The sequence below is a fragment of the Chryseolinea serpens genome (genome assembly GCF_900129725.1).
GTDB lineage: Bacteria > Bacteroidota > Bacteroidia > Cytophagales > Cyclobacteriaceae > Chryseolinea > Chryseolinea serpens.
Map to the genome: position 1 here is coordinate 558,594 of NZ_FQWQ01000006.1, position 24,525 is coordinate 583,118.

Annotated in this window: 22 protein-coding genes; 15 read left to right on the forward strand and 7 right to left on the reverse strand. The window is 51.3% G+C overall.

The annotated features are described in order from the left end of the window. The 3 genes from BUB30_RS33915 to BUB30_RS33925 all read left to right on the forward strand — a co-directional run bounded on the left by BUB30_RS33915 (position 1) and on the right by BUB30_RS33925 (position 5,188). Entirely contained in the window at positions 1 to 597 is a 597-nt protein-coding gene (locus BUB30_RS33915) for a HupE/UreJ family protein (protein ID WP_073143366.1), read from the forward strand. A 29-nt stretch (positions 598 to 626) separates the two neighbouring features. Further along, positions 627 to 2,849: a M1 family metallopeptidase gene (locus tag BUB30_RS33920; protein ID WP_073143368.1), complete on the forward strand. Its 2,223-nt coding sequence runs from the start codon at positions 627 to 629 to the stop codon at positions 2,847 to 2,849. A 110-nt stretch (positions 2,850 to 2,959) separates the two neighbouring features. Further along, positions 2,960 to 5,188, forward strand: a complete 2,229-nt coding sequence (locus BUB30_RS33925) for a M1 family metallopeptidase (protein WP_073143370.1) — start codon at positions 2,960 to 2,962, stop codon at positions 5,186 to 5,188. A gap of 33 nt (positions 5,189 to 5,221) precedes the next feature. On the opposite strand, the gene BUB30_RS33930 is transcribed toward BUB30_RS33925, so the two are convergent. The 6 genes from BUB30_RS33930 to BUB30_RS33955 form a co-directional block, all read right to left on the reverse strand. Then, positions 5,222 to 5,614 (reverse strand): hypothetical protein, encoded by a 393-nt coding sequence (locus BUB30_RS33930; protein WP_073143371.1) that lies wholly within the window; start codon positions 5,612 to 5,614, stop codon positions 5,222 to 5,224. 1 nt (position 5,615) lies between these two features. Next, positions 5,616 to 6,569: a pyridoxal-phosphate dependent enzyme gene (locus BUB30_RS33935; RefSeq protein WP_073143373.1), complete on the reverse strand. Its 954-nt coding sequence runs from the start codon at positions 6,567 to 6,569 to the stop codon at positions 5,616 to 5,618. An 86-nt stretch (positions 6,570 to 6,655) separates the two neighbouring features. Next, positions 6,656 to 7,168 (reverse strand): endonuclease V, encoded by a 513-nt coding sequence (locus tag BUB30_RS33940; RefSeq protein ID WP_221408838.1) that lies wholly within the window; start codon positions 7,166 to 7,168, stop codon positions 6,656 to 6,658. Between the two features lie 90 nt (positions 7,169 to 7,258). Continuing rightward, on the reverse strand, positions 7,259 to 8,089 hold the full coding sequence (locus BUB30_RS33945; protein WP_073143375.1) for a toxin-antitoxin system YwqK family antitoxin: 831 nt from the start codon (positions 8,087 to 8,089) through the stop codon (positions 7,259 to 7,261). Between the two features lie 102 nt (positions 8,090 to 8,191). Further along, positions 8,192 to 10,099, reverse strand: coding sequence for a molecular chaperone HtpG (gene htpG / locus BUB30_RS33950; protein ID WP_073143377.1), 1,908 nt, complete (start codon positions 10,097 to 10,099; stop codon positions 8,192 to 8,194). Between the two features lie 114 nt (positions 10,100 to 10,213). Beyond that, positions 10,214 to 10,666 carry a DUF4293 domain-containing protein gene (locus tag BUB30_RS33955; protein ID WP_073143378.1) on the reverse strand — a complete coding sequence of 151 codons (453 nt, stop codon included), beginning with the start codon at positions 10,664 to 10,666 and terminating at the stop codon, positions 10,214 to 10,216. An 87-nt stretch (positions 10,667 to 10,753) separates the two neighbouring features. On the opposite strand from BUB30_RS33955, the gene BUB30_RS33960 reads away from it, so the two are divergent. The 6 genes from BUB30_RS33960 (at position 10,754) to BUB30_RS33985 (ending at position 17,365) form a co-directional block, all read left to right on the forward strand. Then, positions 10,754 to 11,956, forward strand: coding sequence for a thiolase family protein (locus tag BUB30_RS33960; RefSeq protein ID WP_073143380.1), 1,203 nt, complete (start codon positions 10,754 to 10,756; stop codon positions 11,954 to 11,956). A 131-nt stretch (positions 11,957 to 12,087) separates the two neighbouring features. Next, a complete protein-coding gene (gene truA, locus BUB30_RS33965; protein ID WP_073143382.1) occupies positions 12,088 to 12,843 on the forward strand; it encodes a tRNA pseudouridine(38-40) synthase TruA in 756 nt (251 codons plus the stop codon). 8 nt (positions 12,844 to 12,851) lie between these two features. Continuing rightward, a complete protein-coding gene (locus tag BUB30_RS33970) occupies positions 12,852 to 14,624 on the forward strand; it encodes an ABC transporter ATP-binding protein (RefSeq protein WP_073143384.1) in 1,773 nt (590 codons plus the stop codon). 68 nt (positions 14,625 to 14,692) lie between these two features. After that, entirely contained in the window at positions 14,693 to 15,427 is a 735-nt protein-coding gene (locus tag BUB30_RS33975) for an outer membrane beta-barrel protein (RefSeq protein WP_073143385.1), read from the forward strand. A gap of 102 nt (positions 15,428 to 15,529) precedes the next feature. After that, complete coding sequence (locus tag BUB30_RS33980; protein ID WP_073143387.1) at positions 15,530 to 16,282, forward strand: hypothetical protein; 753 nt, start codon at positions 15,530 to 15,532, stop codon at positions 16,280 to 16,282. 57 nt (positions 16,283 to 16,339) lie between these two features. Then, positions 16,340 to 17,365: a tetratricopeptide repeat protein gene (locus BUB30_RS33985; protein WP_073143388.1), complete on the forward strand. Its 1,026-nt coding sequence runs from the start codon at positions 16,340 to 16,342 to the stop codon at positions 17,363 to 17,365. 8 nt (positions 17,366 to 17,373) lie between these two features. Here the strand turns inward: BUB30_RS33985 and BUB30_RS33990 are convergent, their stop codons facing one another. Then, positions 17,374 to 19,176, reverse strand: a complete 1,803-nt coding sequence (locus BUB30_RS33990; protein WP_073143390.1) for an ABC transporter ATP-binding protein — start codon at positions 19,174 to 19,176, stop codon at positions 17,374 to 17,376. A gap of 154 nt (positions 19,177 to 19,330) precedes the next feature. Between BUB30_RS33990 and BUB30_RS33995 the strand changes: the two genes are divergently transcribed. The 6 genes from BUB30_RS33995 (at position 19,331) to BUB30_RS34020 (ending at position 24,523) form a co-directional block, all read left to right on the forward strand. After that, positions 19,331 to 20,431: a Glu/Leu/Phe/Val family dehydrogenase gene (locus BUB30_RS33995; protein ID WP_073143392.1), complete on the forward strand. Its 1,101-nt coding sequence runs from the start codon at positions 19,331 to 19,333 to the stop codon at positions 20,429 to 20,431. 499 nt (positions 20,432 to 20,930) lie between these two features. Next, a complete protein-coding gene (nusB, locus tag BUB30_RS34000) occupies positions 20,931 to 22,070 on the forward strand; it encodes a transcription antitermination factor NusB (protein WP_073143394.1) in 1,140 nt (379 codons plus the stop codon). Positions 22,071 to 22,184: 114 nt separating this feature from the next. Beyond that, the gene (locus tag BUB30_RS34005) at positions 22,185 to 22,493 is read left to right on the forward strand and encodes a YtxH domain-containing protein (protein WP_073143396.1); all 309 of its coding nucleotides are present in this window, start codon (positions 22,185 to 22,187) and stop codon (positions 22,491 to 22,493) included. A gap of 53 nt (positions 22,494 to 22,546) precedes the next feature. After that, complete coding sequence (locus BUB30_RS34010; protein ID WP_073143503.1) at positions 22,547 to 23,074, forward strand: DUF1573 domain-containing protein; 528 nt, start codon at positions 22,547 to 22,549, stop codon at positions 23,072 to 23,074. Positions 23,075 to 23,173: 99 nt separating this feature from the next. After that, positions 23,174 to 23,482, forward strand: a complete 309-nt coding sequence (yajC, locus tag BUB30_RS34015) for a preprotein translocase subunit YajC (protein WP_073143397.1) — start codon at positions 23,174 to 23,176, stop codon at positions 23,480 to 23,482. Positions 23,483 to 23,578: 96 nt separating this feature from the next. Beyond that, complete coding sequence (locus BUB30_RS34020; protein ID WP_073143399.1) at positions 23,579 to 24,523, forward strand: YbbR-like domain-containing protein; 945 nt, start codon at positions 23,579 to 23,581, stop codon at positions 24,521 to 24,523. Positions 24,524 to 24,525 lie beyond the last annotated feature (2 nt).

Below are 24,525 nucleotides of genomic sequence, written 5' to 3' on the forward strand. Positions count from 1 at the left end.
ATGACGGAATTTCAGCTGTATTTCGGACTGGGGAAAGATCACATCCTGGACTATGCCAATGGATATGATCACATCCTGTTCATCGTGGCGCTCTGCGCCCTTTATATTACACGCGACTGGAAACAGATCCTGGTGCTGGTCACAGCGTTCACCATCGGGCACTCCATCACGCTGGCCCTATCGACGCTGCGGATCGTGAACGTAAAACCTGACCTGATCGAATTTTTGATCCCGCTCACCATCTTCGTCACCGCCGTCTCCAATTTGTTCAAGAACGAGAACAACATTTCCAGCGGCCCCATGCAAATGAATTATTTCTATGCGGCTTTTTTTGGATTGATCCACGGGCTGGGATTCTCCAACTATCTGCGCAGCATTTTGGGAAAAAGCGAGAATATTTTCACGCCGCTTTTGGCCTTCAACCTGGGTCTCGAATTCGGACAGATCATCATCGTGGTGCTGTTCATGTCTGTGTGTTTCATTTTAGTGGATTTATTCAACCTGAACAGAAGGGATTGGAAGATGGTTATATCGTCTGCGGTGGCCGGCATGGCCTTGCTGCTGATGAAGGACCATATGTTCTGGCTCAAAGATTAGTAACTCATTAACCTAACCATATTCTTTTTATGAAGCAATTTCTGATGTACGCGCTGATCCTGCTGGTCAACGTTGCCGTCGCGCAACAGACACCACAGTGGCAGGGCAAATTCGAGCAGTTGGATCAAACCCTGCCCACGCCAAACGAATACCGCACAGGCTCTGGCGCGCCCGGTGTGAAATACTGGCAACAAAAAGCCGACTACGTGATCAGCGTAGAGCTGAATGACAACAACCAAAGCATCAGCGGCAGCGAAACCATCACCTACACCAACAACTCGCCCGATGTGTTGAAGTATTTGTGGCTTCAGTTGGACCAAAACATCATCGCACCCGAAAATACATTGCGCACCACAGCCACCGGAAATGTGGTGGATTCGGCCGCAGCCAAAACCTATGCTGCCCAGGTCTCCGATTTCAAAGGAGGCTATACCGTAAAAGGAGTGAAGGAAGTAAGCGGCAAAGCGCTTCCCTATTTCATCAACAACACGATGATGCGCGTGGACCTTCCGCAGCCCCTGCGCTCGGGTGAGAAATATTCGTTCAACGTAGAGTGGTCGTTCAACATCGTCGATCGCAGCGTGTTTGGACAACGCAGTGGTCTGGAGTTTTTTCCGGAAGATGGAAACTATGTGTACACCATCGCCCAGTTCTTCCCTCGCATGTGTGTGTACGACGACTATGAAGGCTGGCAAAACAAACAATTCCTCGGTCGTGGCGAATTCACCTTGCCTTTTGGCGACTACAAGGTGCGCATCACGGTGCCCGCTGATCACATCATTGGAGCAACCGGCGTTTTGAAAAACCCCACCGATGTATTGACAAAAACAGAGATCGAGCGTTTCGAAAAAGCAAAGGTTACTTTCGATGCGCCTGTGATCATCGTTACGCAATCGGAAGCCACTCAAAAAGAAAAAACGAAATCTACCCAAAAGAAAACCTGGGAATTCCACGCCGAAAACGTGCGTGACTTTGCGTTTGCCAGCTCCCGTAAATTTATCTGGGATGCACAGGCCGTAAAGATCGGAAGCAAGACGCCGTTGGCGCAGTCGTTCTATTCCAAGGAAGGCAACCCGCTGTGGGAAAAGGAATCCACGAAGGCGGTGAAGAATACGCTGGAAGTATATTCCCGCTACACGCTCGACTATCCGTATCCGGTAGCCACCTCCGTTCACTCAGCCAGCATCGGTATGGAATATCCGATGATCTGCTTCAACTTCGGCCGTCCTGCCAAAGACGGCACGTACACCGAAAAATTAAAGCAAGGCATGATCGGTGTGGTGGTGCACGAAGTGGGCCACAACTTTTTTCCCATGATCGTGAACAACGACGAGCGCCAAACCACCTGGATGGATGAAGGCGTGAACAGCTTTGTGCAGTTGCTTACCGAGTTGGAACGCTACCCTGAACTGAAGTACACCCGCGGCAAACCGGCCGATCTCGTGCCCTACATGAAGGGCGACAAGAGCCAGATGCGCCCGCTCATGACCAACTCCGAGCAAGTGATCCAATTTGGCCCGGAGCAATATGCCAAAGCGGCAACCGGTTTGTTCATGCTCCGTGAAACCGTGATGGGTCCCGAGCTTTTCGACAAAGCCTTTAAAGAATACGCCACGCGCTGGGCCTTCAAGCATCCCAAACCTGCGGATTTCTTCCGCACCATGGAAGATGCCTCCGCCGTCGACCTCGATTGGTTCTGGAAAGGCTGGTTCTATTCCACCGACAACGTAGATCAGTCCATCGACCAGGTGAAATGGTACAAAATGCGCACCTCACAACCCAACCTGGAGAAAAAAGAAGTGACCGCCAAGAAAGGTGACCTCGCGCAAGGCGATGGTAAGAAATATGACTCGTTCAACAACGGTCCCGAACCCTTCAGCCTCATTGAAACCGACCCGCGCCTCAACGGCGAATTTCAAAGCCGCGTCGATGATAAAGCCATTATGCAAAAGCTGGAAGACAAGAATATCTATGAAGTAACGTTGTCTAACAAGGGTGGCCTGGTGATGCCCGTCATCATCGAGTGGACCTACAAGGACGGTACCAAGGAAATCGAGAAGATCCCTGCGGAGATCTGGAGAATAAACGAGCAAAAGATCACTAAGGTGTTCGTGAAACAAAAAGAAGTGGTGAACATCGTGCTGGACCCCAACTTTGAACTGTCGGACATCAATGTGCAGGACAATGTTTTCCCCAAGCGCGAAGTCGAATCGAAATTCGACGACTTCAAAAAGAAGGAGAAGTCAAAATAAAACGTAGCGTGTTCGCCGGACGAGGCGTTCACAAACAAAGTACAGCGTGCCGGAACTTTCCGGCGCGCTTTGAATTTTAATTAGAACGGAGCACCAAAGAAAGGAACGTGATGAAGCGAATATTGGCATGCATATTTACCCTCGGCATTGTGTTGCAGGCGTCGGCACAAGCCCAACAGGGTTGGAAAGGAAAATTTGAACAACTGGGAGAAATGCTTCCCACACCCAACGGTTATCGCACGGCTTCCGGCGCTCCCGGCCAAAATTACTGGCAGCAGCGCGCCGATTATACGATCCAGGTGGAACTGGACGACAACACCCAAAAACTTACGGGCTCCGAGACCATCACCTACTTTAACAACTCACCCGACGCGCTGAATTTCCTCTGGCTGCAACTGGATCAGAATATTTTCGCACCCAAAAACATGACCTCAGAGACCCACACGGGGGTGGTGAAGGATTCGATCCCGGCAAGTTTCTTCACAAAATCATCGGGCGTGGTGGTGTCCGACTATTCGGGTGGATATACGATTCAATATGTGAAAGATGTTTCCGGGAAAGAGCTTTCACACATCATCAACAATACGATGATGCGCGTGGACCTGGCCGTTCCGTTGAAGACGGGCGAAAAATTCACGTTCTCGGTGGCCTGGACATACAATGAATACAACCACCAGGTGTTTGATGGCCGTGGTGGATATGAATATTTTCCCGACGACAACAACTACGTCTACACCTGTGCGCAATGGTTCCCCCGCATGTGTGTGTATGACGACTACCAGGGCTGGCAGAACAAACAATTCCTCGGGCAGGGCGAGTTTGCGCTGGTGTTCGGAAACTATAAAGTGAAGATCACCGTGCCTTCCGATCACATCGTGGGTGCCACCGGAGTACTTCAGAATCCGAAAGACGTATTGACCAAAGAACAGATCGAGCGTTTTGACCGCGCCAAGAAAACATTCGACAAGCCGGTTTTCATCGTGACGCAAGATGAAGCCGAGCAAAAAGAAAAAACGAAATCGGGGAAGAAAAGTACCTGGGAGTTTCACGCAGAGAATGTGCGTGACTTTGCTTTTGCCAGTTCGCGGAAATTTATCTGGGATGCCCAAGCCGTGAAAGTTGGCAACAACACTCCGCTGGCACAGTCCCTTTATCCAAAAGAAGGCAACCCGCTGTGGGAAAAGGAATCCACGAAAGCCATTCGCAACGCACTGGAGCTCTATTCGTCGCGCACGTTTGACTATCCCTATCCGGTAGCCTACTCCGTGCACACGGCGCATCAAGGCATGGAATATCCCATGATCTGTTTCAACGGCGAACGCCCGGACAAGAAAGGCGAATACTCAAAACAAACCCTGACCGACCTGGTGTCGGTGGTGGTGCACGAGGTGGGGCACAATTTCTTCCCCATGATCGTGAACTCCGACGAAAGACAATGGTCCTGGATGGATGAAGGCTTGAATACATTCCTCGAAAAAGAAACGATCCGCGTCCGCTATCCGGAATTGTTCGCTACCCACGGCACCCCGAAAGGCATCGTGCCCTTTATGCGCGGCGACAAAAGCCAGATGCGACCCATCATGACCACGTCCGACAACATCCGTCGCTCAGAATTCGGCCCCAATGCCTACACCAAACCTTCGGCTGCGCTGACGGTCCTGCGCGAGACCGTGATGGGTCCCGAATTGTTCGACAAGGCCTTCAAAGAATATGCGCAACGCTGGGCGTTCAAGCATCCTAAACCCGCCGACTTTTTCCGCACGCTGGAAGATGCCTCCGCGGTTGACCTCGACTGGTTCTGGCGTGGATGGTTTTATTCTACCGATAACGTAGATGTCGACCTGGCCGAAGTGAAATGGTATACGCTGAACACCGCGAAAGCCGATCCCGAAAGAAAAGAAGTAAAGGCAAAGAAGGGCGACCTCGTCACGAAAGACGGCAAGCCGGCCGACTTCAGTCAAGGTCCCGAGCCCCTCACGCTCACCAACACCGCCGCGAAACTCAATGGCGAATTCATGAGCCGTCCCGACGATGACGCTATCCGTCAGAGACTGCAAGGCAAAAACATTTATCAACTCCGCTTCAAAAATGTCGGCGGACTGGTCACGCCGTTGGTGATCGAGTGGACGTATAAAGATGGTTCCAAAGAAATTGAACGGATTCCCGCCGAGATCTGGCGCACCAACGAGAACGAGGTCACCAAAGTGTTCATCAAAGACAAAGAAGTGGTGAACATTGTAGTCGATCCCAACGCCGAGTTGGCCGACGTGGAGACCAGCAACAACACCTTCCCCAAAAGAGAAACGGCATCGCGCTTCGACCGCTTTATGGCGAAATAGCGAAAGACTTTTTGTTTACAGGAGTAAAAGCCATCACCGCGAGGTGGTGGTTTTTTTTTGTGGTTGATCCGGTTCGTCCAGGTTGAATTTGTGGAGAAAACGATGGACAATGGGCGACAGGAAAACGGCCGCGATGGTCAGAAAAGCCACACCGCTGAAGATCGCATAAAATGACGCCCACAATTTTGCCAGGTCATTCTTTAACGGATCGACCGGGCCCATCCCGGTGAGGATCATCGACGCATTGACCAATGAATCGATCCAGTTCAAATCGTTGAAGAAGTGATAGCCTACTACGCCGATGCCAAGCGACACGAAAATGAGGAGGGCCGTAAACAAGCCGTAGTGTGCCTGGCGCATATAGAACTCCCGCAACGGCAACAAGGGGTGGCGGCGGTGCTCAAAAGGCGTGTAGTGAAGTTTCATTTTATTCGGTCATTAATTTTAATGCGCGCCCCAGGTCAACGTTCCCACCGGAAAGGATGATGCCCACCCGCTTGCCCTTGAACTTTTCTTTCGACTTCAACACCGCAGCCAGTGGCACGGCGCACGAGGGTTCCACCACGATCTTCATGCGCTCCCAAATCAGCCGCATGGCAGCAACAATTTCTGCGTCGGTAACCGTGATCACTTCCTTGACCAGCTCGCGGATGATGGGGAATGTTTTGTCGCCCAGTGAAGTGAGCAGACCATCGGCGATGGAGTCGGATTGGGAAGGTTCGATCTTTCCGCTTTGCATGGAGCGGAAGGCATCGTCGGCACCCGCCGGTTCTGCGGCGAAGACCTGCGTGGCTGGCGAGAAATATTTTGTGGCCAGCGCCGTGCCGCTCAACAATCCACCGCCGCCAACGGGGGCAATGATCACATCGAGGTCTTTCGCTTCTTCAAACAATTCCTTGGCTGCGGTGGCCTGGCCGGCAATCACATCGTAGTTGTTGAAGGGATGTATTTCGGTGGCGCCGGTTTTCCGGATCACGTCGGCCAGCGTCGATTCGCGCGCGGCCAGGGTTGGCTCACATTCAAAAATTTCGCCGTCAAATCCCCGCACACCGCGCTTCTTCACCTCGGGAGCCGTACGCGGCATCACGATGTACGATTTTACACCCATGATCTTCGCTGCCCGCGCAATCGCCTGAGCGTGGTTGCCCGACGAGTGCGTGGCCACGCCTTTCGCACGGGCCGATTCCGAAAGCGACAACACGGCGTTCATCGCCCCGCGCGCTTTGAAGGCGCCGATCTTTTGAAAGTTTTCACACTTAAAATAAAGCTGGCACCCCGCCTGTTCGTCGATGCCCGCCGAAGTCATCACGGGTGTGCGGTGAATGTAGGGTGTTATGCGCGCATGCGCTTGCTGAATGGTTTGCTGATTTGGGATGGACATAAAAGAACGGGTTCGGGTAGCAAAGTATGTAAAAATGATGTTTTCATAAAGGAAGATTATCTGAAGCCAGGTCGCTGCCGGTCGCATCAGGCCTTGCGGGTTTCCTGATCCAACATTTTCAGAAGCGTCGGCATCCGGAAAGGACCATGCATGCGGCGGACATTTTCGGCTGCGACTTCCACACGCATGCCGACGGCACTGACAAACAGAGGGTTCTTGCTCTGCCGTGTAACGGTCACCACATGGCGCGCGTTGTCGTGAAACGAAGTTTTGGCCACACCCACTACCGCTATTTTTTGGTCGAGGGCTTCGTAAAGGTGTGCGCCCAACCCAGGTTTGCCATCGTCATTGAGATAAACATAGCCGTCGACGATGAGGGTGTCGATCGTAGTTATATCGAAGAGGGCCAGCAAGGCGAGAATGCAGGGCAGTTCGCGTTTATAAAAATTCCCCGGCTCATAAGGTAATACCGCGTTTACGACAACCGACTTGATGTCGAGTGGCGCGTCATCCGTCCAGTCCCGGAACTGCAAGCCGACGGCCTTTGCGTGTTCGTCGCGATAGTAAACGTCGATGGCGAGCTTCAGACCGGATAGCATGGTTGGTAATTTATTCGCGGCGTTCTTAGAAACAAAAAGAGCTGCCTGAAAAAGCAGCTCTTCTGTGAAAGGAGATATTTTCTGAGGCTATTATTTTGCCATTTTATTGTTCCGGTAGATCTCTTTGCCCTTGTCGTTCCACTCGGCTTTCACATAGGGCTGAACCGATTCATCGAAGGGTTCTTTTGGATAGGCAATGATCTTTTTGCGTTTGCCGTTGGAATAGAACTCGGTCCAGTCGCCCACCTTCTCATCCCACTGGTATTCGCCTTGCACGGCCAGTTGACCATTTTCGTGGAAGAAATAGTAAAAGCCTTCCTTCTCACCGAATTCGATCGGCGTCATTTCTTTCATGCGCTTGCGCTCTGTGGGGTCGTAGTAGCTCACCAGCGACTCTTTGGGCCAGCCGTGATAATATTTGTCTTTGTCCAGCAAGGTGCTGTCGCGGCTGTTGTAGCGCATCCAGCGGCCGTGGCGGGTGCCTTTGTAGAAGATCCCTTTCTCCACTACCGTTTCGCCCACGCGTTTTTCATAAGGTCCGTGTAAAAGCACACCTTTCGTGGGATCGAAAGTGGAAGTTTTTCTGATCTCACGCCGCGTGTAGTCATACCAGAAAATATCGCGCACGAACGTCTGCGGTTTTTCAGATTTTTTCAGATAATAAAAAAGCTCGTACGTAATGCGGTCGCCTACGCCCTTGCGGGTGAAACCTTTCTTGGTTTTGATGCCATAGAAAACCTTCTTTTTTGGTTTTTTCTTTTTGGTGGTGTTAACGGGTTCTTCTTCCTTTTGGAAATCCAGGCTGGCGGGCGTGTCGATGGTGAAACGCTGCTCTTGCGGTTCCTGAGGCTCGTCCTGGGCCCAGCTCACGAGGGGAAGGACGGGCAGGATCAGCAACGATATTTTCCGTAAGAAATGCATAGAAAAACTTAACGTACCGGCTTTAGTTGATATTGTAAAAATAACAAACCCTCCGGGCTTTTTGAAATCCGGAGGGTTTGAATGCTGGCGCGCTCGCCGATTTTACGAAACCATTTCCACGCTGCGGCGGATAAAGTTGGTGAGGTCGGCGCCCGTGAGCATGTTCTGCGAAAGCAGGGCCAGGTCGTAAGCCTGTTTGGCCAACCTGTTTTTGTCTTCCTCGCTTCCGGCTTTCAATATTTTCTGGACGATCGGGTGATTGGCATTCACGGCCACGTTATAGTTGTCGGGCATGTTGCCCATAAACGCATAGCCACCGCCGCCACCCAGTTTGGCCATGTCTTTCATGCGGCGCATAAATTCGCTCATGGTGATCACCACGGGCAGATCCTGCGGCGAGAGCGACTCCACGGCCACGGTCATGGTCTTGCTGTTGATCGCTTTTTCGAACACCGTCTTCACGGCCTGTTGCTCGTCTGCGCTCAATACGCTCTCCATTTTCTCGTCCTTGTCGATCAGCTTGTCGGCCGTTTCGCTGTCCACGCGTTTGATCTGTACTTTCTCCAGCTTCTGTTCGAGTGTGTTGATGAAGTGATTGTCGAGCACACCGTCCAGCAGCAACACATCATAGGCTTTTGCTTTGGCCGCCTGGATGAAGCTGTCTTGCTTGCCGGGATCGGAAGCGTAGACGTAGATCACGTTCCCGTCTTTGTCGGTTTGCGTAGCAGCGACTTTCTCCTTGTATTCTTCAAACGTGAAATACTGACGGTCCACATTTTTCAACAGGGTGAAGTCTTTGGCGCGGTCATAGAACTTTTCGTCGCTGATGATGCCGTACTTCACAAAGATGTTGATGTCGTCCCATTTCTTTTCGAAATCCTTGCGGTCTTTCTTATACAGTTCCGAAAGCTTGTCGGCAACTTTTTTGGTGATGTGCTGGCTGATCTTCTTCACGTTGGCATCGCTTTGCAGATAGCTGCGCGACACGTTCAGCGGGATGTCGGGCGAATCCAACACGCCGTGCAACATCATGAGGAAATCGGGGACCACGTCCTTCACTTCGTCGGTGATGAACACCTGGCGGGAGTAAAGCTGGATCTTATTTTTCTGCATCTCGAAGTCGTTCTTCACTTTGGGGAAGTAAAGCACGCCCGTGAGGTTGAAAGGATAGTCCACGTTCAGGTGGATCCAGAACAGCGGGTCTTCCGAGAAAGGATACAGCTCTTTGTAGAATGCAAGATAGTCCTCGTCCTTCAGCTCGCTCGGAGATTTCACCCAAAGCGGTGCGGGATTGTTGATGATCCGGTCTACTGTAACACTTTTATATTTCGGCTTGCCTTCGGCGTCTACGCCATCGTCTTCCTGTTCCTGGGTGGTGCCGAATCTGATCTCTACGGGAAGGAACTTGCAATATTTGTCGAGGATGCCTTTCAATTTCCATTCGTCCAAAAATTCCTCAGAGTCGGCGTTGATGTGGAGGATCACATCCGTTCCACGCTCCCCTTTGGTAGCGGCCGACAACTCAAACTCTGTGGAGCCATCGCAGATCCAGCGGGCCGCTTCATTTTCTTCGGCTGTGAACGAACGCGAGATGATCTCCACCTGGTCGGCCACCATAAAGGCGGAATAAAAGCCCAACCCGAACTTGCCGATAATGTCTTTGGCGTCGGTCTTGTCTTTAAATTTCTCCACAAACTCGGCGGCGCCGGAGAAAGCAATCTGGTTGATGTATTTTTTGATCTCCTCGCCCGTCATCCCGAGGCCTTTGTCGCTCACGGTGATGGTCTTTTTCTCCTTGTCGAAGCTTACCTCGATTTTGAGGTCGCCCAGTTCGCCGGTAAATTCCCCGAGGGAAGCGAGCTTTTTCAGCTTTTGGGTGGCGTCCACGGCGTTGCTCACGAGCTCGCGGAGGAAGATTTCGTGGTCGGAGTAAAGAAATTTCTTGATGATGGGGAAAATGTTCTCGGTGTGGATCGAGATCGTGCCTTTTTCTTCGGTTACGGCTGCCATATGTTCAGTTTTTTCGGTTATAGGATATGCGTGATCAATAAATAATAAAAAATCCCTGTGGTCGACAGGGATGACAAAATTTGTTCCAGCGTGCTGGCGTGACAGGTTGTCAGCCTACCGCAGGCGGTCCGAATCGCGCACCAGTCGCTCATCCTTCCGGATAAAGAAATTGGCGACCAGGTTGCAGATCACGGCCAGGCCCGGAAGCCACATCCCCAACCCATAGCCACCCCCTGCCTCATTGGCCTTGATCAGGTTCGTAGCAAACCAAACCGACGAGATAATGGTGGCAGCCATGAAAAGGGAGTTCAGCGCACCCAGCTTAATTTGTGTGAGCCGGTTCTTGAATTTTGTGATCTCGATAAACGCCACCGTGGCCGATGCCACCGCCAACACGGCCGTGAGTGAATAGGGATTGTATTGATAAACGCCACCTTTCAAATAATAGAACGCTGTGAGCACGTGAAGCTCTCCGTTTTGTTCGAGTGTCCAGACGGGAAAGACCGTGCTGGAGAGTAATGAAAGGACAGCGATCGCCAGAAATACCGTTTGAATTCTTTGCCACATAGGTGCGTTACTTTAACTTGGGGGCAAAGTAAATAAATTTCGCGGTGTAAATCGCCCGGAAATTTTGGCGACTACGCGATCCAGAAAATGACTTCCGCCTACATCATCGACATCCTCCGCACCCCCATTGGCAAGTATGCCGGAACGTTGGCGTCCGTGCGTCCCGACGACCTGGCGGCCCACGTCATCCGCAAGCTGCTGGAACGCAACCCGGCCATAGACCCCAAACAAATTGAAGACGTGATCTTCGGCGCCGCCAACCAGGCCGGCGAAGACAACCGGAACGTGGCGCGCATGGCCCTGCTGTTGGCGGGTCTGCCCGTCGAAGTGGGGGGCGTCACGGTGAACCGTCTGTGTGCGTCCGGCCTCCAGGCCATCATGGATGCCAGCCGCGCCGCGTTGGCGGGCGATGGGGAGATCTTTATCGCCGGCGGTGTGGAAAGCATGAGCCGCGCACCCTATGTCATGGCCAAACCCGGCGAAGCCTTTGCACGCAAACCCGAAATGTTCGACACCACCCTGGGCTGGCGGTTTTTGAACGACCAACTGGCCGCGCTGTATTATCCCTATTCCATGGGCGAGACGGCCGAAAATGTGGCCGCCACCTGGAAGATCACCCGCGAAGCACAGGACGAATTTGCCTTTCAATCCCAAAAGAAATATGCCGCCGCTCACGAGACCGGAAAATTCAAAGACGAACTGGTGGGCGTGACCATTCAGAAATCCAAAGACGAATTTTTGCTTTTCGAAAAAGACGAACACCCCCGTCTCACCACCCCGCAAAAACTCGCGACACTGAAACCTGCTTTTAAAGATGGAGGCACGGTAACGGCCGGCAATTCATCGGGCATAAACGATGGGGCCGCGGCTTGCCTGGTGGCGAGCGAGACAGCCGTGAAGCGTCTTCACCTGGCGCCTATGGCACGGGTTGTTTCCATGGCTGTGGCGGGTGTCGACCCTGCTTACATGGGAATGGGGCCCGTGCCGGCGGTGCAAAAGGCGTTGAAACGTGCGGGGCTTTCTATAAAAGATATTGGATTGGTGGAGTTGAATGAAGCCTTTGCTTCGCAATCGCTGGCGTGTATCGGTGATCTCGGGATCGATCCGGACAAGGTCAACGTGAATGGCGGCGCTATTGCGTTGGGACATCCGCTGGGGTGCAGCGGGGTGCGCATCAGCGCGACGTTGCTGCACGAGATGCGGAGGCGAGGAATCCGGTATGGATTGGCGACCATGTGCATTGGAGTGGGGCAGGGGGCGGCCGTGATTTACGAAAGCATCAAAAGTTAAACCGCCCACCTTCGCTAAAGCTTCGGCGGGCAAGCAAGGTTAGGCACAAAGGAGCATTGCGTTTATCTTTGCGCCTCCGCGTCTTTCCTTGGTCGCCGAAGCTTTAGCGAAGGTGACGCGGTTCCACAACAATGCGCTACTTCTTCGAAATCGCCTACAACGGCAAGAACTACGCCGGCTGGCAAAGCCAGGCCAACGCCACCGGCATCCAAACCGTGGTGGAAGACGCGCTTTCCAAACTCCTCCGCACCCCCATCCGGATCGTGGGAAGTGGAAGAACCGACACCGGCGTGCACTGCGAGCAACAATTCTTTCACTGCGATCTCGAAAAACTTCCCTTCGACTATGCCACGCTGCTCCAAAAACTCAACTCATTCCTCCCCAGGGATGTGGCCATTCCATCCATCCGCCGGGTGAAAGACGACGCCAGCGCGCGCTACGACGCGGTGGAGCGCACCTACCATTACCGGATCACCCGCAAAAAAAACCCTTTCAAGGAGGGCCTGGCATGGCATTATTTTAAGACTGCCGATGTTCAAACCATGAACAGTGCAGCTGCGTTATTACTGGGCGAGCACGATTTTGAATGTTTTAGCAAAGTAAAAACGGATGTAAATCACTTTCTTTGCGACATTAAAAAAGCAGCCTGGCGCGAAGAAGGCGATTTGCTGGAGTTCACCATCACCGCCAACCGCTTCCTCCGGGGAATGGTGCGCGCCGTGGTCGGCACCCTGCTGGACGTGGGGACCGGTAAAACATCGCTGAAGGAATTTCAGGCCATCATCCAGAGCCGCGATCGTAAAAAGGCCGGCGCCAATGTTCCTCCGTATGGTTTGTATCTGTCGAAGGTAAAATATCCGCCTTCGGTTTTTGTAAAAGAATCTTAACGCCACCCGTGGAGAAAGAAAAAGTAAGTAGCGGCAATATCATCGACTGGTCGGTGCTCTCGCGCCTGATGAAATTTGTAACCCCGTACCGCTGGCGGTTTATTGTCGTGATCGTCCTCACCGTCGTGCTCGGCTTGCTCGCCCCTACACGACCCTTCCTCATCCAATATACCCTTGACAACGATGTGGCCTTCGGCGACTATGCCGGCATGGTGAACATGATGTGGATCCTGCTGGGCCTCCTGGTCTTCCAATCCATCGCACAATACATCCACACCTACATTTCGGGTTGGCTCGGCCAACAAGTCATCCGCGATATTCGCGCCCGGCTCTATGAACACATCATCAGCCTTCGACTCACCTTTTTTGATAAAACACCCATCGGCCGGCTTGTCACCCGCACCATCTCCGATGTGGAAACGCTCGCCGATGTTTTCAGCGAAGGTCTCGCCGCCATGGTGGGCGACTTGCTGCAGATCGTTTTCATTCTGGCTTTCATGTTCTACCAGGATTGGCGCCTGGCCCTGCTCAGCTTGTCGACCATACCCCTGTTGCTCATCAGCACCTACGTATTCAAGGAAAAAATCAAAGTGGCGTTCAATGATGTGCGCAACGCCGTGGCCAACCTCAACACCTTTGTACAGGAACATATCACGGGCATGAACATCGTCCAGATCTTTGGCAGTGAAAAGATCGAGTTCGAAAAGTTCAAGGAGATCAACGAAGAGCATCAACAGGCCAACCTCCGTTCGGTGTTGTATTATTCGATCTACTACCCCGTAGCCGAGATCATTGCCGCAGCCGGCATTGGTTTGCTGGTATGGTATGGCGCGAAGGGTATCATTAATTATGAGCAGACCGGGCTCACCATCGGCAAGCTCGTAGCCTTTATCATGTACATCCAAATGTTCTTCCGTCCCATCCGGATGATTGCCGATCGATACAATACCCTGCAAATGGGTATCGTGAGTTCGTCGCGCATCATGAACTTGTTGGATGCCACCGAGCACGTGCAGGAAAACGGCGAGATCAAACCCACCCGAATTCAGGGCGCGGTGAAGTTCGAGCACGTGTGGTTTGCGTATAACGACGCCAACTATGTTCTAAAAGACATCACCCTCGACATCCAGCCCGGCGAAACCGTAGCCATTGTGGGCGCAACCGGGGCAGGGAAATCGTCGATCATCAATTTGCTGAACCGGTTCTATGAGATCAACCGCGGCTCCATCCAGGTGGATGGCATTGACATCAAAGCCTATGAACTGGGATCGCTCCGCAAAAACATCGGCGTCGTTTTGCAGGACGTGTTCCTTTTCTCCGATACCATTTTCAACAACATCACCCTCGACCACCCGGAGGTAACGGAGGATATGGTTTGGCATGCCGCCGACCTGGTGGGCGCCCGCAAATTCATCGACCGCCTGCCCGGAAAACTGGGCTACAACGTGATGGAACGCGGGGCAACCCTCAGCGTAGGGCAACGGCAATTAATTTCATTTATCCGGGCCATGGTCTACGATCCCCGGATTCTGATCCTGGACGAAGCCACTTCCTCGGTCGACAGCGAAACGGAGGAAATGATCCAGCAGGCCATCGGGAAAATGATGAAAGACCGCACCTCCATTGTCATCGCCCACCGCCTCTCCACGATCCAGAAAGCCGATAAGATCATTGTGCTCGACCACGGCGAAATCAAGGAAATCGGGCGTCACGAAGACCTGCTTTTACAGGAGGGTTATTATGCCCAGCTCCACAGGATGCAGTATAAGGAGTTTGTTTGAAGCTGGCATCGGCGCAATAAACGTTTGAAGTCCCTCACTGAAGGACAAAACGTTTATATTTGTCCTGAATGCACTTTCAGAAAACGCTCTTCGTTCTGTCATTTTGCCTTTGCGCGATCGCTACCTGTGCGCAGAAGGCCCGGATCTACAATGGCGGCAAAAGCATGTACACCCGCGAGCGCTACGGCGCCGCCAACAAAGTGAAAGGATCGAAGGCCAAAACGATCTGCCCGATCTTCATCACCAGCAAATATCCCTACCAGGGCATCGGCATCAAGCTCGGCGACCCCTTCGCCGTCACCTATAAATACTATTTCAATAAAAGAGTGGCCGTGGCCGTCGACGTTGGGAAAGCTTCCAGTGGGCTCTACAACCGCTATTTCCGCGAGAAGTTCGACCAGTATGCCGTGCGCGACACGTTTTCCAACAAAGAGGCCACCATTGAATACTACACCCACAAAGTGTTGGCGGATCTGATCGGCGAAGTAAAATTCCTTTACCACTTCGATGCGTCCAAAGTATCGCAGGGCTTGCAGTTCTATGTTGGCGCTGGCTGGGAATGGAAGAACACAAAACTGCAATACGACTATACCTACAAAGCCGACGTTTTTTCTCCCGATAAGTTCGGGCGTTTCACGGAGACGCGATTTACGATGGGGCCTCAGGCCGTTGTTGGTATTGAGTATGCTTACTTTAAGATCCCCATATCGGCGTTCATGGAATTGGAATATTTTGCCGATGTGCTGGCGGACCCTGGGTGGAGAAGGGCTGAGGGGGGTGTTGGGTTGAGGTATGTGTTTTAGCGGGTATCCTTTAGTTCTGTGATTTTTTAGAATCCTCCTATACTGCAGTCATTTTGCGGTCGTTTGATTTTACATTCCCGGTCTTTGCGTTCTGAATTTGCCATGAACGACTCACGTGCACTTTTTTTGATGTTCGTCTTACTGTTATTCTCCTACGAGATTCAGGCACAATATCCGTTCGAAAAATTCCCCGCCATCCTGTACAAGGAGTTTGAGGATTGGAAAGAATACGATCGGCTAGAAAAAGAGCAAAGAATACACTTCACACTAACCATTCCCGATTTTTACACCAACCACGATACCGTAACGATCCAACTCACGGGTTTTCAGGACCAGATGGACACTTCTCTTATTCGGGTCTTTAGAAATAAAAATCTAATTGGAAAAATAAAAGAGCCGATGTTCTTCATCAGTACGAATGTCAAGGATCATCCTGTGAGTGTCGCCGACATAAATGGGGATTCACTAGACGATATAAAGTTAGTTATTCCCTACATGGGCAACGGCATAGCTAGCCTGAACGTGCGAGTGATCTATTTTTTTCAAAAAACCGACGGAAGCTTTGACAAAATCTCTTTCCTCGACAAAATGGATGGGCCGGAGCGGGATTTTAACGCAGACAACAATTTCGAGATCATTACCATGACATTGGATCAGTATGAGAGTCACAGCTACTGGACGTTCAATATCTACAATTTTGAAAACGGTACGTTGGTAAATCAAAATCAGAAGTATGGATACCCCATTATGATCCAGTTTCTTTACCGCGACAACTATGCGGTAACGAACAAAATTTCTGCAGAAAAAATGAAATCTTTTGAAAGGGCTTTGCCTAAAAATTTCGACAAAAAATAAAAGCTGTAAATTGCATCCGCTTTAACCCCCACGCTGCGAAGAGAGCGTCAACTGCCCATGAAACCGATAGCCATTACCGTTGCACTTCTCTGTTGCTTCGTCACTCCGACGCGTGCGCAACGTGGCAGCGATGTTGACAGTCTGGAGTATTTTAGTGGCAAGGAAGATTTCGAAATGGCCAGTATCTATTTGGATAATCTTATAAAAATGAATCCAACCTCGGCTGCTCTCCGGATGCGGAAAGCCGAATACCTGGTTAAAATGCGCCAGGTTGAAGAAGCAAAAAAAGAATTCACCAAGGTCATTGAGATCGATCCATCTATATGGCAAGCTTACGGACAAAGAGGATCGATATATCTGAAGTCCAAACAATACGATTCCGCTATACTTGATTTCACCCAGATTATGGGCACGAGCAGGGAAGTGGATTCGTTGACGTATTCATTCAGGGCGTACGCCTATCTGGAATCAAAAAATTATAAGGCGGCGTCGCGTGACTATGATTCTATCATCCGGTTGAGACCCAAAGATCCTAACCTTTTAAACAACCGGTCTTATGCTCGCGAGCAACTGGGCGATTTTAAGGGTGCGTTGCAAGATGTGAATGACGCGATTGATGCCGACAAAACATATGTCAGGGCTTATGGCACTCGCGCTCTTCTTTATTTACGGATGGGTGACAGGGATGAAGCCCTTGCTAGCATAAGCGTGTATCTAAAAGCTTATCCCGACGATGAAATGGGAAATTGTCTGGTGGGGGAGCTTTTGTCTTATAAAAAGGACTATGAAAATGCAATTCCTCACCTTACGGTCTGCGTGCAAAAAGAGGCTCGCAAAGACCCTTACCTGTTAAGAGCGATGGCCTATTACAACACAGGGCAGTGCTCGGCGGCGATAACGGATTTTTTAAAAATCTTAACGTTCAAACTCAGCGCGCCAGAAGAGGCCGAAGCATTGTATCATATCGGCGTCTGCAAAAACAGGCAAAAGCCGAAATCGGGGTGCGATTTTATCAGGAAGGCATTTCAAAAAGGAGCAAATGATGAAAAGCAAAAGCGAGTCTTATTGACGGAATGTCAATGACCTCCTCGCTATTGGTCATAGTCCTTAGCCTCGGCCTCGTCGAGCTGTCCTTGTTTTTCGAATAGGTCTTTGTACATACCTTCGGCCGCGATTAGCGCGTCGTGCGTGCCCTCTTCGACAATATGACCATCGACAAGCACCACAATGCGGTTCGCTAACTTGGCAGACGACACGCGATGAGAGATGATGATGGTCGTACGCCCTTGCATGATCCGCTTCAAGCTATTCAAGATGGTGTTCTCCGTTTTCGTATCCACTGCCGATAGCGCATCATCCAACATCAATATCTTAGGCTCGCGCACAATAGCCCGGGCAATCGAGACGCGTTGCTTCTGTCCACCGGATAAGGTAATGCCCCGCTCGCCCACGCGTGTACTGAATCCGTTGGGAAAGCCCATAATGTTTTCATACACATCAGCATCTTTCGCAGCCTGGATCACCTTCTCCTCTTCGGGGTCTTTCAAGCCGAAGCCGATGTTGTTATAGATCGTATCACTAAAAAGGAATACGTCCTGCGGCACATAGCCGATCTGGGTTCGCAGCGCGTGCAGGTCGTAGTCGGCGATGGGCACACCGTCGATCAGGATCTCGCCATCGCGTACGTCATACAGACGCGAAACCAGCGCCGACACCGTGCTCTTGCCCGAACCGGTGGTGCCGATGATGGCCAGTGACTCGCCGGGCTGGATGGAGAAAGAAATATTTTTTAACGCTTTGATGCCCGTGTCGGGATAGGTGAAGGATACATTTTTGAACTCCAGCTTTCCCTGGATCTCGCGGTCGAGATTTTTTTCCGAGACGATGTTGGTCTGGATCTTCAAAAATTCGTTGATGCGTTTCTGCGAAGCTTCGGCACGTTGCACAAGGCTGCTGGTCCATCCCAATGAAGTGACCGGCCACGTTAACAAGTTCACATAGATGATGAACTCGGCGATGTTGCCAAAGGTGAGGTTTCCTTGGATCACCTGTACACTTCCGGCATACACGGTGAGGATCGTGCTGATGCCGATCAACCCCATGATGAGCGGGAAAAAGAGCGACTGCACTTTGGTGAGCTTCAGAGATTGCAGGCGATAAATATTGGTTTCCGATTCGAACTTGGAGAGCGACTGCTGTTCCCGGTTAAAGGATTTCAATACACGAATGCCGCTGAAGGCTTCTTGAACAAACGTGGAGAGACGCGATTGACTTTTCTGGATCTGCTCCGACCTTCTTTCCATTTTATTGTTCACCAGAAAAATGCTGAGCGAAAGAAAAGGCAGCGGGCTGAGTGCATACAAGGTCAGTTCGGGGCTTTTGCTGAACATAAATGGGATCAGCATCATGAACAACGTGATGAGCTGAAGACCGTACATAATGGCTGGACCCAGATACATCCGCACGCGCCCGACGTCTTCGGCAATGCGGTTCATGAGGTCGCCGGTGTTGTTTCTTCTGTAAAAGCTGAGGGGAAGGGTTTGATAGTGCTCGAAGATCTCGTTCTTCAGATCATACTCCACGTAGCGTGACATCACGATGAGCGTTTGCCGCACAAAGTAGAGGAAGATACCGCGCAGGAAGGCCATCAATAAAATAAGTGCTGCATAGACCAGGATGCCAAAGGCAAAAACTTTGAAATAATCCTGTTGCTGTGGTGTGCCTTTGAAGGCTTGGAAGATGCGAATATTATCGGCCACCAGGTCGATGGAGTGTCGCACGATGATGGCGGGAACGATCTGAAAAATGTTGGAGATGATGACCCACAGCGTTCCGAAGAGGAGCAGCCATTTATATTTTAACAGGTATTTATTGAGGTACTTTAATTCTTTCATTCAAAAAAATTTGGCGGGCCTTCCGTTAAACGAAATATACTTCCAATAGTTCTTGCAAACGTTTGAAACGACGTAATTTTGCGTATTCCTTAACGAAAGGGACCTTGGAAAACCGGGGTTTAAAACTACAACAATCAAACGTAAAACAAATCCGATGGAGATTAAAGAACTTGAAAAAGTGCAACACGCGGGCATCTTCGGCACGCTGTCACAACTGGGTCATGAGCAAGTCGTGTTTTGTCAGGATGCGGCCACGGGCCTCAAGGCGATCATTGCCATTCACAATACTGTGCTGGGCCCTGCCCTTGGCGGCACGCGCATGTGGAACTACGCTTCGGAGCAAGAAGCCCTCACGGACGTTTTGCGTCTCTCGCGCGGCATGACCTTCAAAGCCGCCATCAGCGGTCTTAACCTGGGCGGTGGCAAGGCCGTCATCATTGGCGATGCCAGCACCATGAAAACGGAAGCCTTTCTGCGCCGTTTCGGAAAATTCGTGAACAGCCTTAATGGCAAATACATCACTGCCGAAGACGTGAACATGAAAACGTCCGACATGGAATATGTGGCCATGGAAACCAAACACGTCACCGGCCTCCCTGAATCCATGGGTGGCGGCGGAGACCCTTCGCCGGTAACAGCCTATGGCGTTTACCTGGGCATGAAAGCCACCGCCAAAAAAGTATACGGCAACGACAGCCTCAGCGGCAAGAAGATCGGTGTCCAAGGCATCGGCCAGGTAGGCATGCACCTCGTGGAACACCTGGTGAACGAAAACGCCACCGTCTATATCACCGACATCCACGAAGCCAAAGTAGCCGACATCGTCCGCAAACACGGTGTAACCGCCGTTGGCCAGGACGCCATCTACGACCTCGACATGGACATCTACGCCCCCTGTGCGCTGGGTGCCACGGTGAACGACGACACGATCGCCCGCCTCAAGTGCAGCATCATCGCCGGCGCCGCCAACAACCAGCTCAAAGACGAAGTAAAACACGGCTACATGCTGGTGGACCGCTCCATCGCCTACGCCCCCGACTTCCTCATCAACGCCGGAGGACTTATCAACGTCTACAACGAATACCTCGGTCATTACAACCGCCAGCGCGTCATGGAACAAACAGAGAAGATCTATGACACGTGCCTCAACATCTTAAATCTCGCCAGCCGCGAAAAACTGTCCAGCCAGGAAGCGGCGATAAAGTTGTGTGAGAAGCGGATTGCGGATATGGCGTTGGTGAAGGTGTCGAGATAGGAACTTTCAGGAGCCAGAATCCAGGAGTCAGGAGCTAGTGCTTCGGCGTCAGTAGCCAGTAGTTAGTAGCCGTAGGGGTGCGGGAGTGAGGTTTGAGTGTGAGGTTTGAGTGTGGAGGTGGGTGCGTAAACGTTTCCACTTACTGAAAACCGACACTATCAGCTCCCAAAATGCTTCCTTGACTCCAGACTCCTGAATACTGGATTCCGAAACTGACTGGCTCCTGAATACTGGATTCTGGATTCTGAAGACCGACTCCTAAGCACTGGCTACTGACTACTGGCTACTGAATGCCGACTCCCAAGCACTGGCTCCTGGCTTCTGGCTCCTGGCTCCTGATAACATCCTCCCAAACCCAAGAAATCCCCATCCCGTTAGTGAAAGCTGCGGGATGTTTTTATTTTTGTGCCCCCGTTACCTTTTGTATAATAGTAATGGGTTAATCGTGCGGGTTTGGATTTTTTTGGACCCGGATTTTACTTAAACGCTGTTCTTTACCATGCTTAACAGAAGAAGCCTTCGAATAAAAGTGATGCAGAGCCTGTTCGCGCTGCAACAATGCAAAGAAGCCAATTATGAATTGTGCCTCGAAAAAATAAACGAAGCCTTTTTGCCCGACCTCAATTCCATGGAGGTGCAGGACAAGCCGCTGCTGAACGCCCAAAAGAAAAAGGCGGCAAAACTGTTTGAATCCACCTTTGCCAAGCACGAGACCTCGGTGGACCATGAAGATGCCAAGATCAAGAAAGTGGTGAACGAGTGTTTCGTTTTCTACGCCAAGCAATCCAAAAAAGACACCGATTTTTTCCGGAAGAACCTGGTCAGCGAAGTAGAGAAGATCTACGACCGCTATATCGAGGTGTTGAAGCTGGTGCCCGCTTTTGCCGAACTGGCGGCCGCCGATAAAAAAGTGAGCCACAAGAATTTTATCAACAACGCGTGGATAAAAGGCCTGGTGGAAAGTGAGGCGCTGAACAAAGACGCCCTGAAATTGGGCCGTCACTGGCAGGACAAACCCGAGCGTGTGAAGGTGTGGTTCCGCGATGTGATCCGCCAGGAAAACGAATACCTGAACTATCTCGACAAGAAAAGTCCTACGCTGGAAGACCAGAAAAAATTCATCAACCACCTCTACAAAAAGGTGATCCTGGGAAAGACCGTCATCAACGATTTCTTTGAGGAAGAGGTGCTGCGCTGGGCCGAAGACAAGGACATTGTGAAGGGCATGGTGGAAAAGACCATCAAGTCGTTCGACCCCGAGGCAAAGACGCCGCTGACGTTGCACACGTTGTCTATCAACTGGGATGACGACAAGGCGTTTATTGAAAATCTGTTCGACACCACTGCGTCGCTGGATGTGAAATACAAGGAGCTGATCGCCAACAACACGCGCAATTGGGAGGTGGACCGCTTGCCGTTGACCGACCGGGTGATCCTGGAAATGGCCATTGCCGAGCTGCTGATCTTCCCCAACATCCCTGTAAAGGTCTCCATGAACGAATACATCGAGCTGGCCAAGAACTACAGCACACCCAACAGCCGGCAGTTCATCAACGGCATTCTCGACGTGATCGCCAAGGAGTTGAAAGAGGCCGGCACGCTGAAAAAGAGCGGTCGCGGGTTGATCGACAACAAGTAAAAACGCCCTTTGCCGGGTTAATCACCGGAACATCCGTACGGGGCCGGATGTGATTTGTTAAAAATTGTTAAAATTTTGAATTTGCGCAGAAACCCTAATTAATTTTAAACTTTTATGAGCAAAAAGAGCGGAAATACATTGATGGCTTTTCTTTTCGGAGCAGCAGCGGGCGCTATTTTGGGCATACTGTACGCCCCCGACAAGGGAACAAATACCCGTGAAAAGTTGTCGTTCCAGTTGGATAAATACCGGAACATGCTCCAGGACCTGATCAACGATTTCGTGTCGGGCAAAGAAACACCGCTCACCAGCGAGGCAAAATCGCAGGGCCAGAAAGTGGTGGACGAAGCCAAGAACAAGGCCGAGCGCCTGTTGGAAGATGTGGATGATTTGCTGGAGCAGATCCGCGGTAAAAAAGGTTAATCCCGCCAAACGTTGAATTGAAAAAACAGAAGAACCGATAAATTTAAATGAACATGAAACAGTATTTGGTAAAGCCCTTCATTCTGCTGGCCTTTGTGGCCATGATGACCAGCGCCTGCAAGGACAAGAACGCCGAGAAGCGGATCGCACAGCTGGAGAGCCGCCTGGCTGAATTGGAAGGCAAGAAAACCGCCACACCGGGAGCACCCTCCCCGACCACGCCGGCCCCCGAGGCAAAACCCGAAGGCCCGCTGCCTAAAATGGAATTCCAGACCACCGACCACGACTTTGGCACGATCCACGAAGGCGACGTTGTGGAGTATACCTACGCCTTTAAGAACACCGGCGATGCACCCCTCATCATCCAGGGTGCACAAGGCTCCTGCGGATGCACGGTGCCCGATTGGACCAAAGAGTCCATCCCAGTAGGTGGAACAGGCTTTGTGAAAGCTAAATTCGACAGCAACGGGAAATCCCAAATACAGAACAAGACCGTAACGGTAACGGCCAACACCTGGCCCAAGCAAACCGTGCTGCGCTTCAAGGCGATGGTGACCCCCAAGGCGGGCCCTGCTAAGTAAGTGCATCCCCTTCCATCAACGCATCCCAATCTGCCTGAGCAGGTTGGGATGTTTGTTTTAATTGAGATACCTTTGAAGCCTTAAAAAAAATTTCAGACTATGTATTCCATCCTATTGCAAGCATCATCCGGATTTCAGGTGCAACAATTGATCCCCATCGCCGGTATTATCCTGGTGTTTTATTTTTTCATGATCCGTCCCCAGCAAAAGAAGGCCAAAGACGGCAAGAAGTTTATCGACGAACTGAAGAAAGGCGACTATGTCGTAACTATTGGGGGCGCGCATGGTTATATAGCTGAGATGGAAGGCGATACCTTCATCCTGGAAGTGGAGAAAGGCGGACGCATCCGCTTTAACAAGACCGCCATTTCGATGGAAGCCACCAAAGCTGCCAACACAAAAAAATAATACCGGATTGAGAGGTTAACCAAAACGGGACACGATCCCGGCGGTACGCAGTGACGCAACATGTGGACTGTGAAAAAGTAATTCGACCGATACGCGATGAGTTTTTTCAATTCCATATTCAACATACTTCGATTCAACCGGAAAAACTGGAACGCCATCGTGCTGTGCATTTTTGCCGCGATGGTGTTCTGGTTTTTTAATGCCCTCAACAAGAACTACACCACCAACATTAATTTTCCGTTAGCTTTTGACTACGATCACGAGAACTATGTTCCCGTGCGTCCGTTGCCCAAGTCCGTGCGCATCAATGTTTCGGGCATCGGATGGAATTTGTTCCGTCGCAGTGCCGGGTTGAAAGTGCCTGCACTGGTTATTGCCCTGGAGCGCCCCGCCGATGTGAGGAAGATCGTGGGCAGCACCTTGCCGGCCTTGTTCTCCACCCAGCTGGAAGAGTTCAAGATCAACTTTGTTATCAGCGACACCCTGCGGATCGCCATCGAACCCAAGGCCTCGCGTTGGGTGCACCTGCGGTTGGATTCGCCCAGCATTCTGTTTCGCGATGGCTATGCTTTGACCAGTCCCGTTTCCATCGTTCCGGATTCGGTGTTTATTGAAGGGCCACAAAAACTCATCAACAGTTTGTCAAGCCAGTTGTACTTAAAGATACCCGATCGCAACATCGACGAGAACTTTCGCGACGATGTGGAGGTTACATTCCTGAACAACGAGCTCGTGAAGCGCGACCCCCCGACGGTGGCCGTGAGCTTCTCCGTCGATCGAATGGTGGAGCGCAACGACTCTATTGCCCTGAAAGTGATCAATCCGCCCAAGCGTGCATGGGCTTTCATCGAGCGAAAGAAAATTCCCTGCAAGGTGGTGATCCCGCAAAGTGCGTTGGCCACCTACCGTCCCGACTCGGTGAAAGCGGTAGTAGATTTGGGAACGATCGGGCGCGGGGGAAACAAACTATTCCCGGTGTTAAAAGGCTTGCCTCCCTATTCAAAGGTGCTTGCCATAGACTCCATTTACGTAAAGTTTTAACC